The sequence below is a fragment of the Streptomonospora nanhaiensis genome, assembly GCF_026642255.1.
Taxonomy (GTDB): Bacteria; Actinomycetota; Actinomycetes; order Streptosporangiales; family Streptosporangiaceae; genus Nocardiopsis; species Nocardiopsis tropica.
In genome coordinates, this window is sequence record NZ_CP113264.1 from 2,423,308 (window position 1) to 2,436,787 (window position 13,480).

Sequence of the window (13,480 nt, forward strand, 5' to 3'; positions counted from 1 at the left end):
CCGGGGTCCCGGGGAGCCCCGGTCCGGGCCCTCGCCGAGAGCGGCCACCGCCGCCCGGCCGGGACCCTCCGCCGCCGGACTCAGTCCAGGAGCCCGTGCATCCGGGCACGTGTCAGGACCGCGATGGTGAAGGCGTCGGTGATCCGCCCGTCGCGGACCATCCCCTCGGCCTCGCTTGGGGACACCACCAGGGACCGGCGGAGCCCCTCCCCGACGTCGAGCGGGCCCAGCGACGCCACCCGCGCGGCCCACAGCCGGGCGTGCCCGCCGAACAGCCCCGAGTCCGGGTGCACGGAGCCCAGGTCGAACAGCTCCGAGGCCTCCGTGCCGAGCTCCTCGCGGAGTTCGCGGCGCACCCCCGCCTCGCCGGGCTCGCCGTCCTCGCCGAACCCGCGCGGGGCCTCCACGTGCCAGGCCCGGGTGGCGTGCCGGAAGTGCTCGACCAGCACCACCGAGTCGCCCAGCAGGGGGAGGACGACGGCGCCGGGCTCCCGGTCCGAGCCCAGCACGCGCACGTAGGCGCCCAGGCGGCCGTCCGGGAAGCGCACGGCGTCCCGCACCACCGTGACGTACTCGTCCGCGTAGACGACGCCGACGCTCCCGCCCGCGCGCTCCCGCGCCTTGGCCACGTCCTCCGGGTCGGTGAGGATCTCGATCCCCCCGGAGAGGTTGGTGAACTCCTCCGGGCGGGAGGCGCGCAACGCGGTGTAGGGATCCACGGGTCTCCCACGGTCGGGCCCGTCCAGGGGTCACTCCTCGTCGTTGACCTGCTGGTCGGAGGGGCGGCCGGCGACACTGTCGTCGGCGTGGACCCGGCCGCGGTCCTCCCTGAACAGACGGACGATGTCGTCGAGGTCGCTCTTGGCGTTCCCCAGCCGCATGGTCGGAAACGTGATGCTGTGGGACAGGCTCCTCGCGGCGGGCGAGAACCGGTCGCGGAACACCAGGCGCGCCACCAGCGGGGCCTGGGCCGCGGCCACCCCCAGTCCCGCCAGGACGAGGTTGTCCTCCGACAGGACGGTGACCGTCATCCCCGGCGCCTGGAGGACCAGGTCGGTGACGATCGAGCGGGGACCGCCCCGTCCGGCCGCCGGACCGCCCAGCCTGCGCGCCGTGCGCAGCATCTGCGCGTGCGACCGGGCCGCGGCCCGGGTGAGCTCCGCGAACTCCTCGGGGTCGGGGACCCGGTCCCAGCTCAGACCGGTGGTCAGGCGGCCCACCGCGTCCGTGTAGGCCCTCCACTCCCCGCTCGCCCTCAGCCGGACGACGGCCTCCAGCGACAGGTCCGTGTAGGAGTTGGGGCCGTCGAGGGCGCGGTACAGGGTGTCGGCGTAGACGCCGCGGAAGGTGGTGAGCAGGCGGGCCAGGGCCTCGGGGTCCGCCTCCGGTCCCGCGCCGTCCAGCTCCTGGAGCACGCTCCTCGGGGGCGACTGGGGAGGGGTGTGGGCGTTGGCGCCGCCCAGGGTGGGCAGGGCCGTGTTGTACACGAGGTCCACCAGGTGCTTGACGGGTACGACGTGGTCGCCCTCCCGGAGCAGGCGCTCGTGCGGCAGGGTCCCCTCCCGGGTGAGGAAGCGCTGGTAGACCGTGCTGCGGGTGATCTGCCCGGTGTCCTGCTCGGCCCCGGCCGCGAAGGCCGCGACCTCCCGCAGCAGGGTCCGGCGCATGTCGTCCACCTGTTCGCGCGGCAGGCCCAGGCCCTCGGCCAGCCGGTGGGGGTCGAGCTCGTGGACACGTGCCACGCGCTCGGTGAAGAACCGGTTGGTGTCGGCCGTGAAGGCGGAGTTGGCCTCGTCGTCCCAGGAGTAGCGCAGGCAGGCGGGACGGGTCTGGCGCACGAGCTCGGTCCACGCGTCGAAGACGCCGTCGTCCACCGTGAACGCGGGCCTCTCGTCGGCCGACCGCTCGTAGAGCAGGTAGGGGATGATCGCGCGCTCGTCGAGCAGGGTGGCCAGGGCCGCCCGCTCCCCGGGGTCGCACCCCGGGGCGTAGTGGCGGTTGAGCACCGGGTTGTTCAGCAGGAAAGCACGGTTGACGAGCAGCGTTCCGCTGTTGACCAGCGCGCGGCGCAGCTCCGCGCCGGCTGCGGCGTCGACCTCGTCCGTGCCGTCCCACGGCCTGGCGTCCTGGCGTTCGGCCGCCAGGTCGGGGGGCATCCACTGGTTGTCCAGGGCCTGGGCGAAGGCCGGGGCGTCGGGCAGGTCGTCGAAGCCCAGCCTGGCGCCGTCGTCGGGGGAGCGGTCGTCGGTGACGGGCGGAGGGGGCATGGGGGCGGCCCTTCCTCGGGAAGTGCCCGCGGGGCGGAGCCGGGGCGGAGTGGCCGACCCGCGGACCGGGAGGGCCTCCCCGTCGCCTCTCGGACAGCGGGGTTCCCTGCGCGGTCCGGACCCCGGTGACCTGCCGGAACGCGCTCAGCAGGGCCCGGCGCCCGGGGCCGGGACCCACTGTGTGTCGGAGCGCCGCCCGCGCCCCGCGCGGTAGTTGTATGGGTGCTCGGGGAGAGGGGACGGGGCCGGGGCGCCCGTCCGCCGACCCGTACGTGAACGGGGCCGGGCCGGGGGAGTGCGGCCGGGCGCCCGGGACCACCACCGAGCAGGGGGACGCATGCAGATCGGGTACAAGCTGGCGACCGAGGCCTTCGGGCCCGAGGAGCTCATCCGGCAGGCGGTGCTGGCCGAGCGCGCCGGGTTCGACTTCGTGGAGATCAGCGACCACTACCACCCCTGGCTGGACAACCAGGGCCACTCGCCGTTCACCTGGACCGTGCTCGGCGCCATCGCGGCCAGGACCGAGCGGATCGGGCTGGTGACCGGGGTGACCTGCCCGACGGTGCGCTACCACCCGGCGATCATCGCCCAGGCCGCCGCGACCCTGGCCCTGGTCTCCCAGGGGCGCTTCGTCCTCGGCGTCGGCTCCGGGGAGCGGCTCAACGAGCACGTCGTCGGCCAGGAGTTCCCCGACTCGGTCCACGTGCGCCACGACATGCTGCGCGAGGCCCTGGAGATCATCCGCCTGCTCTGGAGCGGCGGCTACCAGTCCTACGAGGGCGACTACCTGCGCCTGGAGGACGCCCGCGTCTTCGACCTGCCCGACACCCTGCCGCTGATCGCCGTGGCGGCCAGCGGAGGGGTGTCGGCCAGGCTCGCGGCCGAGTTCGGCGACGGGCTGTTCGCCACCGAGGCCAAGGGCGAGATCGTGCGGGACTACCGCGACGCCGGCGGCGACGGTCCGGGCTACGCCGAGGTGCCCATGGCCTGGGCGCAGGACGAGCACACCGCCGCGCAGGCGGCCCTGGAGACCTCCCGCTGGGCCCTGACCGGGTGGAAGGTCATGAGCGAGCTGCCCAACCCGGTCAACTTCGCGGCCGCCACCACCACGGTCCGGGAGGAGGACGTCCTGGCGCACTTCGCCTGCGGGCCCGACCCCGAGCGCTACGTCGAGGCCGCCCGCAAGTACGTGGACGCGGGCTTCGACCGCCTGGTCATGCAGAACGCGGGGCCCGACCCCGACGGGTTCGTCGACTTCTACCGGCGCGAGCTGGACGGACCCCTGCGCGCGCTCTCCCCGTCCTGAGCCGTGCCGTCCGCCGGGCCCGCAGTGCCCGGCGGACGGCGGGGAGCGCGAGGCTCAGGCCCGCGGGGACCGAGCCGCTCAGGCCCGCCGGGGCTCCGGCACCTCGACGCCGCCCATCCACCGCGCCAGCCCGTCCCGGTCCACCAGGACCATGTGCTCCGCGCCCTCGCGGGCCGCGGCCTCGGTGAACCCGTTGGAGGCCACGAAGATCCCCTGGTAGCCCTCGAAGCTGCTGTTCAGGATCCCGATGAAGGCGCGGACGTCGTTCGGGGGCACGGGGTGGCGCCACCGCTTGCACTGGACCACCACCTCGCTCCCGCCGGGGGAGCGCGCGGTGATGTCCGCCCCGCCGTCGTCGGCCCCGCCGACCACGATGACCGCCGTGTAGCCGTGCACCCGCATCAGGCCCGCGACGTACTCCTCGAACTCCGTGCCGGACATCAGGTCCAGCTCCGACAGGTCGGTCCGCGCGAGCGCCCGCCTCTCCCGGGTCCTGCGCACACGGCCCACGGCCCACCAGGACAGGGCGGCCACCGCCACCGCCGCCGCGACCCACAGCAGGGGCCTCGGGGCGCTCTGGGCCACCCACGCGCCGACCATGAGCGCCACCACCGCGGCGAGCACGGCGCCGTGCCGGTGCCTCCACACGAACCGTCGTTCCCTCGTTCCGACGTCCACGTTCCTCCCGGGGGCAGGGTCCTCTGCCGGACCCCTTCCCCGGGAACGCCGTTCCTCACGGGGATCCGGGCCGCGGCCCTGTGGCGGTTCCCACGGAGCCGGGCGGTGCGCGACGGGACGGTCCCGGGTCCCGTCCCTGGTCCGCGGGCACCCCGGACGAAACACAGGCGTCACCGGCGGACTACCATGGCCGCGCGGTGTCGACCGGCAACGGCGGCAACCGTCCGGGGACAGTACCCACCGCCCCCGGGGCACACAAGGAAGTAGTCCGATGACGGTCATCAAGAACATCGCCGACTTCGTCGGCCGGTGGTTCGCCCTGCTGGTCCTGGCCGGAGCGGCCGTGGGCCTCGCGGTCCCCGACCAGGCCGCGCTCGTCGCCCCGCACGTCTCCCTGCTCCTCGGCGTCATCATGTTCGGCATGGGCCTGACGATGCGTCCGGTCGACTTCGCGATCGTCGCCAAGCACCCCAAGGCCGTCGTCCTCGGCGTCCTCGCCCAGTACACGGTCATGCCGCTCCTGGGCTGGGGCATCGCCCACGCGCTCGGCCTGCCGCCCCTGCTGGTCGTCGGCATGGTCCTGGTGGGCTCCGCGCCCGGAGGCACCGCCTCCAACGTCATCGTCTACCTCGCCCGCGGCGACGTGGCCCTCTCGGTGGCGATGACCTCCATCTCCACCATGCTCGCCCCGTTCGTGACCCCGCTCCTCGTGCTGGGCCTGGCAGGGTCGTCCCTGCCCGTCTCGGCCTCCGACCTCTTCCTGTCGATCCTCCAGGTGGTCCTCTTCCCGGTCGTCGCCGGTCTGCTGCTGCGCATGGCGGCGAAGCGGTTCGTGGAGAGGATCCTGCCGGTCCTGCCGCTGGTGTCGGTCGTGGGCATCGTCCTCGTCGTCGCCGCGGTGGTCGGCGCCAACGCCGACGCGGTGCTGTCCACCGGACTCCTCGTCGCCCTGGCCGTGGTGCTGCACAACTCCCTCGGCCTGGGTCTGGGATACCTGGTCGGCATGGTCGGCGGGATGCCCGAGAGCGCCCGGCGCGCGGTCAGCGTCGAGGTGGGCATGCAGAACTCCGGGCTCGCCGCCGCCCTCGCGACCGCGCACTTCGCCCCGCTCGCGGCACTGCCCGCCGCGCTCTTCTCCGTGTGGCACAACCTGTCGGGCGCGCTCGTCGCGACCTACTGGGCCCGGCGCGCGCCCCGCGACGCGGCCGGCACGGAGGAGGCCGCTTCCACGGAGGCGTCGCCCCGGGACTGACCCGCAGCGGCACGGGCGGAGGTCCTCCGGGCACCGACCGGGGTCCTCCGCCCGGCGGCCCCGCTACGACGCGGCGGCGTGGGCGATGGCCTGGGCACTGCCCCGCAGCATGTTCCGGCTGATCCACCGGAGCATGCGGTTGGCGATCCGGCCCCGCACGGCGTTGGGCCAGTCCATGAGCAGGTGCAGTCGGGCGTGGTCGCCGACCGGTTCGACGACGATCCGGACCCTGCGGGGGGTCTCGGAGTCCGGGTCCCGCGTCCAGGTGACCTCGCGGTCGGGGGCGCTGTGCGTGACGGACTCCCGGCTTGTCTGCCCCGACATGGCGGTCAGCTCCACGACACCGCCGCCGAGCTGCCGCGACGACACGGCGGACGGCTCCCACTCGCTCCGGCGCTCCGGGTCGCTGACCAGCTCCCAGACCCGTTCCGCCGACACGGGCACCTCGAGGTCGTAGGTCGTGTACTCCCGCCCCTCGGGCGGCTGACCGTCGAGGTGGGAGCCGTCCGCCGGGGACGGCTCGGGGGCCTCCACCGGCTCGTCGAGGTCGCGCCGGAACTTGTCGGTGTCCACGTCCAGCTGGTCCAGCAGCCTGCGCACCCGGCCGCCCTCGTCGTCGATCAGCGCCGCGAGCAGGGCTGCGTCGCCCCCGCTCCACGGGCAGTCGGTCTCGATCTCCTCCAGGCGGGGGTTGAGCGGAAGGAGCCCTGGCTGCCCACCACCTGAGGGGGGCGGCACGGGCGCGTCGATCCCGAGCAGGGCGAGATCCTCGCGGAGGATCCCGTCGATCGCCGAGCGTCCCTCGGACAGGTTCACCCCGGCGTTCATGAGCAGACGGGCGCCCGGGCCGCCGTTGACGAGTATCCCCAGGAGCAGGTGCTCGAAGCCCACCTCGTACCGGCCCGCGCGCGCCGCCTCACGGCTCGCGGCCTCCTGGATCGCGGCCCGGTCGTAACTCCTGCTGAGCAGACCCTGCTTCGGTGACGGGTTCGTCATCCTTGTCCTCTTTCGGTCGCTTCGATATGACGCAGCCGTTTCCCGTACTTCTTGTGGACGGCCTGACGGGTCACCCCGAGTGCGGCGGCGATGGAGGACCACGACTCGCCCGAGCGCAGAGCCTCCTCGACCTGCCGCAGTTCCAGGGAGTCGACCACCGCGCGCAACGAGGCGACGGCGCGCAGCCCCTGTACGGGGGTCGACGTGTCCGATGCGACGGCTGCCAGTTCTACCGCGTCCATGCTGTCAACCTAGGTTGCGCGACCTTGACTGTCAACCTGGGTTGCGCGTGTGTGCCGGTGCACGTCCGTGCAGCCGGGAAGGAGGGCGCTCCGGGTGTCATGGGGTCGAAAACGCCCAAAGGAACTGTTCTGTCGCCCTCGGTGCCGAAGCGCTACCCGTGTCGGACGGGGTTCATGTGTCCTCCACATGGCCTGAACCGGACACGGCTCTTCCTGTGATCGGCGCACGACCCAGCGTGATTGTTGTCAGGCTTCGTGTATGCCTGAGCAACGACGTCCGCTCTTCATCCCCTGCTCCGGGTTCCTCGCGCTCGCCCTCACCGCAGCCCTGGGAAACCCGCACGTGCTCCTCGCCCCCTGCGCGCCTCCCACGCAGACCGCCGCCCCGGCCCCCGTCCCCGCCGACGAACGGGAGACGGCCGCCCGCCGCCGGGCCCGCGGCGGACACGACCGCGTCCGCGCGCTCACCCGCTGCCCCCGGCCCCCGAAGCGCCCCCTGGGCCGGGTCCCGCACCCCCGCTGCCACTTCGACTGACCCCCACCCAGACGTCGGCGCCCGGGGCCGTGGCGGACCCGGGCGCCGGCCCCCAGGGGGTGCCACGGTGCGCCGACAAAGCGCCCTCAGACCTCCGGCCCCGGGACAGCGCAGGCGTCGGCTCGGCGAAGTCGGCCCTGCCCGGGCCGCCCGCCGCCGGGTGGCGGGCCCCGGCCGCGTACGTGCCCTCCAGTACTGCCACGCCGTCTGTCGGTGTCGTCGTCATCCCACCACCCGGCCCGCAGGGACCGCGCGTGTGCCGGCGGCGATCGGACACCGCGTTCGGAGGAGGACCGGTTCCGCCGCTCCGCCCGCCCCGAACCCCGGATGTCGACCCCCGCCCCGACCGAGAGAGAAGATGCGGGGGAACCGCATAGAAGTCGGGGTTCTGACACGAACACCCTTCGGGCCTGTGAGCTGCACTGTCAGCGCCGTGAGCCTGTTCGACCGTGGAACGAACACCCGACGGACAGGCCGACCCCCGCTGACAGGGCGACTCCGTCAGCGGGCCGTTGGCCGGGCAGGGAGCGTGCGTGTGCGTCCTCGGGTCAGCCCCGGCCGGGAGGTGCAGGCCAGGCCCCGGAGGTCGGTAACACGGGGCCGCGGCCGTGACCGGCCGACCCTCACGCGCTGCCATCGAAACACCTGCAGCGGGCCTGCGCGGAGTCGGACACCGCGCCGTGCAGTGCGGTCAGGTGAGCAGCACCGCCATCAGGACGAGGCCGACGAGCAGGCCCAGGAAAGCGGCTTGCCACGGGAGGACGCGCCAGCGCCCGACCGATGCCGTGTGCGTCCCCCGTCCGCTTCGCTCTCTGAGCCGTGCGAGCTCCGACAGGGCTTCGGCTGCACGCCGCTCCTCGTTCTGGGCCCGCTCCCGGTGGAGGTCGCGCTGGTCGGCCAGTTCTGCCACCGTCCGCTCGAGCTCCTGTTGGACCTGTAGGAGTTCGCTCTCCCGGGCCTCTGCCTCCTGACGCGCACGGACGAGCTCGTCACGCGTTCCGGCGACGCGCCGCTCTTCCTCCTGCGCCCACTCGTAGTGGAGATCGCGTTGCTGCGAGAGTTCCGTGATCTCCCTCCGAAGAACCTCGTTGCGCTGCAGCTCCGACTCCGCCCGTGCGAAGTGCAGCATGACCTGGTCCTCCTGGAGTTCGTCCCGCTCGGCCTCGACCCGCAGACGCTGCTCACGCGACTCCTTGAGCTCGCTGTGCAGCTGTTCGATCCTGTGGAGAGCATGCGTGCGCTCCTCTTCCAGGTGGGCGATGCGTCGGCGCAGGAGGCCGTGTTCGGTCGCCGAGTTCTTGCGGTGTTCCTCCAACTGATGCCGGAGGGAGGAGACCTCCCCCGCCAGCTGCCCCGCCCGGAGCGTCTCGGCTCCGAGGGTGGCGAGGAGTTCCCGTTCCTCGTCGTCCAGACCTTCCCGTTTCCGGGTCAATACGGTGATCTGCTGGTAGTACACGCCGCCGTCGATGTCACGCGCCATCACGGTCGGACTGTGGATGTCCCCGTGCAACCGGTTCTCGCTGCCGGAGGACTGCCCGGCCCCCCGGGCCTTTCCTGTCTCGTCTGGTTCGGGCATCGCTTCCTCGTCGGACCGGGGGCGGATCAGGCGTGCAAGATGTCAGGCGTCGAGGAAGCGGTGCCCGAACTGCTCCAGCCTGGTCCGGGCCCGGTTCAGCTCCTCCTCGGTGAACAGCGGTGAGAACTCCGGCTGAAGGACCAGCGCCTCCACCGTCAGGTCCAGCCGTCCCCTCTCCCACAGGTTCGCGAACCCGTCCGAGACCGCAGGGGCGTGCAGCAGCTTGCGCGCCGTGCCCAGTGGGCCCAGATCCGAGAGCATGCCCAGGAAGAACGACGCGGTGTAGTCCGCCTCGGCCTTTCCGCGCTCGTAGACTGAGAGCATTGCACGGCCGAAGTCGGCGGTCACAGGGTTGTCCGCCGGAGCCTCCCCCTGCGCCCGTGCCTCCTCCGCAGGCTCGCCCGCCGCGTCCTGGTCGCGCCGGTTCACGAACCCCAGCAGTGAGTCCACCGAAGTGAACACCTCGTAGCCCAGTTCCTGCAGCCTCGGCAGGTCCGCCTGGTCGGGGTCCAGTTCGAGCACCACCGGCTTGCCCCAGCCGTGCTGGAGGCCGTCCGGCCAGAAGGCCTCGGCCACCGCGATCACCTGCCCCCGCTCGGGGTCGCTGATCGAGGCGTCCAGCTCGGGCTCGGCGTACCCCAGACGCAGCAGTTCGTCCACCATCTCCCGAACCTGCATGGACCGGGCATCGTCCGGTTCGCCGGCGACCACAACGACCGGCCTCAGCGGTTCCACCGCTTCGGCGGTGGAGTCGGAGCCCGAGGCGAGCTCGGACAGGAAGGAGTCGGCCGCGTCGGCCAGCAGCTCCCGGCGCGCTGCCAGGAAGTCCAGGTAGTTCTCGACCTTCCACAGGTCGGGGTCCATCGGGATCCACTGCGAGGCCAGCACACCGGGGTGGCGCTCCTCCACCTCCGGGAAGTACTCCTCGGGGTGGCGGTCGGAGATCTCCAGGTTGGTCTGCTGGGTGAGGAAGCAGAAGTTGGCGAGGGCGTTGACGTGACCGCGCTCGTAGGAGTCTCGCAGGGCCCGCTTGGGGAAGACGTGGTGGACCTGGAGCGAGGACAGCTTGCCCAGCAGTTCCGCCTTCAGCTCCAGGCCGCTGCCGAAATCGCGTGCCCCCTTGACCCGGGTGAGCATGTACAGCAGGGGGTAGAACCGCGACCCCTTCGTGGAGCCCTCGAAGTCGTGGGAATGCACTTCGAGGCTTCCGCCCCGGGCCCGCTCCAGGTTGGCGATCAGGCCGTCCACGCCGGACTCGGCGACGGTGTCGTAGTCCTGCTGCCAGTAGGTCTCGGTCGATCCGGCGTAGCGCCCCCACAGGGCGCTGTGGACGTACCAGAACAGCACACGGTCCCGGTGGCCGGCGTCCGTGAAGCGCCCGCCGTTGAGCTCCAGCAGCCTGGAGGCGACCGGGATTGCCGCACGCCCCATCAGAACCCGGTCGTGGTCCAGTCCCAGGCGGCCCGACACCGCGTCCAGGAACGTGCCGACGTGGTCGACCGAACCCGAGAGGGCCTGCTGGAACTGCTCGGTGGACACCTTCTCCAGGGCGTCGAACAGGGCGCGTCCGGACGCGACCGCATTCGCGTTGCGCAGCAGCCAGTCCAGGCTGAAGGAGAAGCCCGCCTCCTCCCAGCGCGCCAGGGCTCCGCGCATGGACGAGCGCGCCTCCGGCCACTGCGAGCACAGCTTGGCCAGCGCCAGGTCGCCCTTGGACAGCTTGGTCCCGCCGGAGTTCACCCGGTTGAAGATGTCCACGACCTCGTCGACGGTCCGCTCCGCGCCGGTGATCTTCTCCTGCGGGAAGTCCTTCTCGGTGATCTGGCTCAGCCGGTTGAGCCGCTCCAGGTACAGCCTCGCTTCGGCCGGATTCTCGGAGAAGCGGGTCAGGAAGGACACCGGGCCGTTCTGGAAGAGCTCGGTGACCGCCACCCAGTGCGGGTCCCCGTTCATGAGGTTGGCCTGGTAGAAGCGGAACTTCTCCGTGTCCACGTTGAAGTACAGGCCGGTGAACGCCCTGGCGTTGCCCTCGAAGAACGCGGGTGCCCGCCCCCGGACCACCCCGTACAGCGAGGTGACCCGCTGCTGACCGTCCAACAGGAGCAGGTGGGTGCCGCTTCCCACCAGGCCCCCGCGCACCGCCATGTCGTCGGCCGAGGTCTCCCACAACAGCAGGCTGCCCACGGGGTGACCCCTGTACAGCGACAGCATGAGTCCTCGCACCTGGTCCTGGTTCCATACGTAGCCGCGCTGGAACTCGGGCAGCAGGACGGTTCCGGAGTCGATCTGGTCGAGGAGCGTGGACAGTTTCGCCATGGGGCAGTCTTTCGTTTCGGGGGAGGAGGGGCGAGGGGCGTGGAGCGTCAGTCGGACAGGACCGCGTCGATGAACGGGCTGGGGGAGTGGTGCCAGCTCACGGTCAGCTGTTCCCGGGCGCGGGTGCACGCGACGAAGAGCAGGCTGCGTTCACGCAGCAGGTCCCGGGCGTGGGCTCCCGGATCCTCGTCCTCCGGGGTGACGCTCCTCGGAGCGGGCAGCTGTTCACCGCTTGTTCCGACCACGGCCAGGCACCGGAACTCCAGTCCCTTCATCCGGTGCATGGTGCCGACCGCCACCCCCTTGCCTTCGTGCGCGCCCTTCGCCAGGGCCCGCGCCGGCAGTCCGGCTGCCTCGAGAGCGGCGACCACCTGTTCCACTGTCTTGTTGGACCGTGCGGCCACGCCGATCTCCTCGGGCAGGACCTCGGCGTCGGTCCAGGAGCGCACGGTCTCCGTCAGATGGCGCAGCTCCGTGTCCCAACTGGTGAATCCCTTCAGGACCGGTTCCGCTCCGCGCATCTCGGAGCGGCAGCCCGCCACGGAGTCGAGTCCGCCGTCCATGTCGTCCACGGCCTGCCCGCGCATCAGTCCCAGGCTCCAGCGCAGGATCTGCGCGGTGGTCCTGTAGTTGATCCGCAGCTTCGACGAGCGACCGCGGACGTTGATGCCGACCTCGGAGAAACTCACCTGGGGGCCGTAGATGCGCTGATGGGTGTCGCCGGCGACGAACATGTCGTCGGGTCCCTCGGCGGCTGCCGCGCGCAGCAGCCGCCACTGCCCCGGGTACAGGTCCTGGGCCTCGTCCACGACGACGTGGTCGAACGGCTTGTCGTCGCGTTCGGAGAGCAGCCGGGCCCCCTCCTCCACGACGGTCTCGTAGGTCCACAGGCCGCGCTCGGCCAGCAACTCCTGGAAGGCCGTCACCGCCTGCCAGACCTGTGCCTTGGCCGACGCACCGAGCCCCCGCCCCCGGCCGGTGCGTTTGGCGCTGAGGTATTCGGCAGCCGTGCGCGCGCCCCGGGCCAGGACGACCTGGCGCCATTCCTCGGCGAGGAAGGTCGCGGACAGGTCCAGGCCGAGCTGGTCCGTCACCTCCTCCCAGAGGCGGCGTTCGCGCTGTGCGGTCACCAGTTCGGGCAAGCCGTGCGCCTCGCGGAACACCCTGTGGGCCAACCGGTCGACGTGTTCCACCCGGACCCTGGACAACACGTCGGGGGCCTCGCCTGCGCCGGTGGTCTCGGCGAGAAGCGTCAGACTCGCCTGCAGCGATTCGGCCAGGGTGGAGGTGAACGTGGTGAGCAGGACCCTGCCGCCGGCCCGGGCCAGACGATGGGCGCGATGCAGGGCCACCACGGTCTTGCCGGTCCCCGGGCCGCCGCTGATCCGGGCGGATCCCTTGTAGGAGGCGTCGACGACTGCGCGCTGCACGGGGTGCAGGTAGATCCGCCACAGGTCGAACGGGTGCGCCAGTGCGGCCATCAGCTCGTCGGGGCCCTCGACCAGCAGCACGCGGTCCGAGCTGCGCCGGACCGCCGCGTCCAGGTCTTCGGGGTCGACGTCCCCGACGATCGACGCACCGAGTTCGTCCCACACCTCCTCGGGGCTCAGCCCGGCTGCGAGCCCGTACAGGACGTCCCACTGGACCGGGGGCAGCAGCCCACGTGCGGCCTCGAGCTGGAAGGAGGCCGTGAGCACCCGGACCAGCGGCAGGGTGTGCTCGTCGATACCCAGCCGTCGCAGGTCCGCATCCTTGACGTGCTCGAAGAGGCGTTCAGGGACGGACTCCGCCATCCGCTTCATATGGGGGATGCTCGCGTCCAGCGCTGCGATGTCACGGATCTCGATGGCGCCGGTGACTGCGTTCACCGACGCCTTGCGCCTCTTGGCCCAGTCGTAGGCGGCATCGTGCGGCAACACCTTGAGCAGGGTGTAGGTGTCGCCGTTCGGCGGGGCCAGCAACACCCCGCGCCAGAACTGGTCGATGCGGATGGTGCGCATGCGGTCGTCGCGGGCGCCGGTGATCTTCTCCAGGTGCAGACCGGCGTGGGTGGCGTGCTCGAACTTGGCGAACACCTCGCTCACACGTTCCCTGACCTGCTTTTCGAGACTGGGGAACTCGAGGAGAAAATCCTTGTCGAGGGCGAGTTGGGCCACGGCTGGTGTCCTAGCGTCGGGGATGTCCGGGGGAGAGAGGAAGTGGAGGCCTTGGCGGTGGGCGGCTCGGCAGAGGAGGCCGCACATGGGGCAGGGGCGGCCCGTCGGAGGCCCGAGGGGTGGGGGTGCCGCGGCGCATGAAACGGATCCTTGCCG

11 protein-coding genes are annotated in these 13,480 nt (G+C 72.0%); 3 read left to right on the plus strand and 8 right to left on the minus strand.

The window, feature by feature from the left end; all coding sequences use genetic code 11:
• Positions 1–80: 80 nt before the first annotated feature.
• Both OUQ99_RS10560 and OUQ99_RS10565 read right to left on the minus strand, forming a co-directional pair.
• Entirely contained in the window at positions 81–719 is a 639-nt protein-coding gene (locus OUQ99_RS10560) for an NUDIX hydrolase (protein ID WP_267949252.1), read from the minus strand.
• Positions 720–749: 30 nt separating this feature from the next.
• Positions 750–2,267, minus strand: a complete 1,518-nt coding sequence (locus OUQ99_RS10565; protein ID WP_267949253.1) for a hypothetical protein — start codon at positions 2,265–2,267, stop codon at positions 750–752.
• Between the two features lie 337 nt (positions 2,268–2,604).
• Here OUQ99_RS10565 and OUQ99_RS10570 point away from each other — a divergent pair, with 337 nt between their 5' ends.
• Positions 2,605–3,573: a TIGR03557 family F420-dependent LLM class oxidoreductase gene (locus OUQ99_RS10570; RefSeq protein ID WP_267949254.1), complete on the plus strand. Its 969-nt coding sequence runs from the start codon at positions 2,605–2,607 to the stop codon at positions 3,571–3,573.
• A gap of 78 nt (positions 3,574–3,651) precedes the next feature.
• Here OUQ99_RS10570 and OUQ99_RS10575 read toward each other — a convergent pair whose 3' ends face one another.
• Positions 3,652–4,173 carry a restriction endonuclease gene (locus OUQ99_RS10575; RefSeq protein ID WP_267950336.1) on the minus strand — a complete coding sequence of 174 codons (522 nt, stop codon included), beginning with the start codon at positions 4,171–4,173 and terminating at the stop codon, positions 3,652–3,654.
• Between the two features lie 349 nt (positions 4,174–4,522).
• Here OUQ99_RS10575 and OUQ99_RS10580 point away from each other — a divergent pair, with 349 nt between their 5' ends.
• The gene (locus OUQ99_RS10580) at positions 4,523–5,503 is read left to right on the plus strand and encodes a bile acid:sodium symporter family protein (RefSeq protein WP_267949255.1); all 981 of its coding nucleotides are present in this window, start codon (positions 4,523–4,525) and stop codon (positions 5,501–5,503) included.
• A 63-nt stretch (positions 5,504–5,566) separates the two neighbouring features.
• On the opposite strand, the gene OUQ99_RS10585 is transcribed toward OUQ99_RS10580, so the two are convergent.
• Positions 5,567–6,499 carry an SRPBCC family protein gene (locus tag OUQ99_RS10585; RefSeq protein WP_267949256.1) on the minus strand — a complete coding sequence of 311 codons (933 nt, stop codon included), beginning with the start codon at positions 6,497–6,499 and terminating at the stop codon, positions 5,567–5,569.
• Complete coding sequence (locus tag OUQ99_RS10590) at positions 6,496–6,741, minus strand: hypothetical protein (RefSeq protein ID WP_267949257.1); 246 nt, start codon at positions 6,739–6,741, stop codon at positions 6,496–6,498. Before OUQ99_RS10590 ends, OUQ99_RS10585 begins: the two co-directional genes overlap by 4 nt.
• Before the next feature lie 259 nt (positions 6,742–7,000).
• Here OUQ99_RS10590 and OUQ99_RS10595 point away from each other — a divergent pair, with 259 nt between their 5' ends.
• Positions 7,001–7,276, plus strand: coding sequence for a hypothetical protein (locus OUQ99_RS10595; protein ID WP_267949258.1), 276 nt, complete (start codon positions 7,001–7,003; stop codon positions 7,274–7,276).
• Positions 7,277–7,967: 691 nt separating this feature from the next.
• On the opposite strand, the gene OUQ99_RS10600 is transcribed toward OUQ99_RS10595, so the two are convergent.
• The 3 genes from OUQ99_RS10600 to OUQ99_RS10610 are packed head-to-tail and all read right to left on the minus strand — an operon-like array spanning position 7,968 to position 13,324.
• On the minus strand, positions 7,968–8,852 hold the full coding sequence (locus OUQ99_RS10600; protein ID WP_267949259.1) for a hypothetical protein: 885 nt from the start codon (positions 8,850–8,852) through the stop codon (positions 7,968–7,970).
• Positions 8,853–8,894: 42 nt separating this feature from the next.
• Positions 8,895–11,168, minus strand: a complete 2,274-nt coding sequence (locus OUQ99_RS10605; protein ID WP_267949260.1) for a GmrSD restriction endonuclease domain-containing protein — start codon at positions 11,166–11,168, stop codon at positions 8,895–8,897.
• 47 nt (positions 11,169–11,215) lie between these two features.
• Positions 11,216–13,324 carry a UvrD-helicase domain-containing protein gene (locus OUQ99_RS10610; protein ID WP_267949261.1) on the minus strand — a complete coding sequence of 703 codons (2,109 nt, stop codon included), beginning with the start codon at positions 13,322–13,324 and terminating at the stop codon, positions 11,216–11,218.
• Positions 13,325–13,480: the final 156 nt, after the last annotated feature.

Coding starts and splice junctions, on each gene's coding strand:
- OUQ99_RS10605 (WP_267949260.1), bottom strand. CDS start 11,168: ATGGCGAAACTGTCCACGCTCCTCGACCAGATCGACTCCGGAACCGTC.
- OUQ99_RS10565 (WP_267949253.1), bottom strand. CDS start 2,267: ATGCCCCCTCCGCCCGTCACCGACGACCGCTCCCCCGACGACGGCGCC.
- OUQ99_RS10585 (WP_267949256.1), bottom strand. CDS start 6,499: ATGACGAACCCGTCACCGAAGCAGGGTCTGCTCAGCAGGAGTTACGAC.
- OUQ99_RS10570 (WP_267949254.1), top strand. CDS start 2,605: ATGCAGATCGGGTACAAGCTGGCGACCGAGGCCTTCGGGCCCGAGGAG.
- OUQ99_RS10600 (WP_267949259.1), bottom strand. CDS start 8,852: ATGCCCGAACCAGACGAGACAGGAAAGGCCCGGGGGGCCGGGCAGTCC.
- OUQ99_RS10580 (WP_267949255.1), top strand. CDS start 4,523: ATGACGGTCATCAAGAACATCGCCGACTTCGTCGGCCGGTGGTTCGCC.
- OUQ99_RS10595 (WP_267949258.1), top strand. CDS start 7,001: ATGCCTGAGCAACGACGTCCGCTCTTCATCCCCTGCTCCGGGTTCCTC.
- OUQ99_RS10575 (WP_267950336.1), bottom strand. CDS start 4,173: ATGGTCGGCGCGTGGGTGGCCCAGAGCGCCCCGAGGCCCCTGCTGTGG.
- OUQ99_RS10590 (WP_267949257.1), bottom strand. CDS start 6,741: ATGGACGCGGTAGAACTGGCAGCCGTCGCATCGGACACGTCGACCCCC.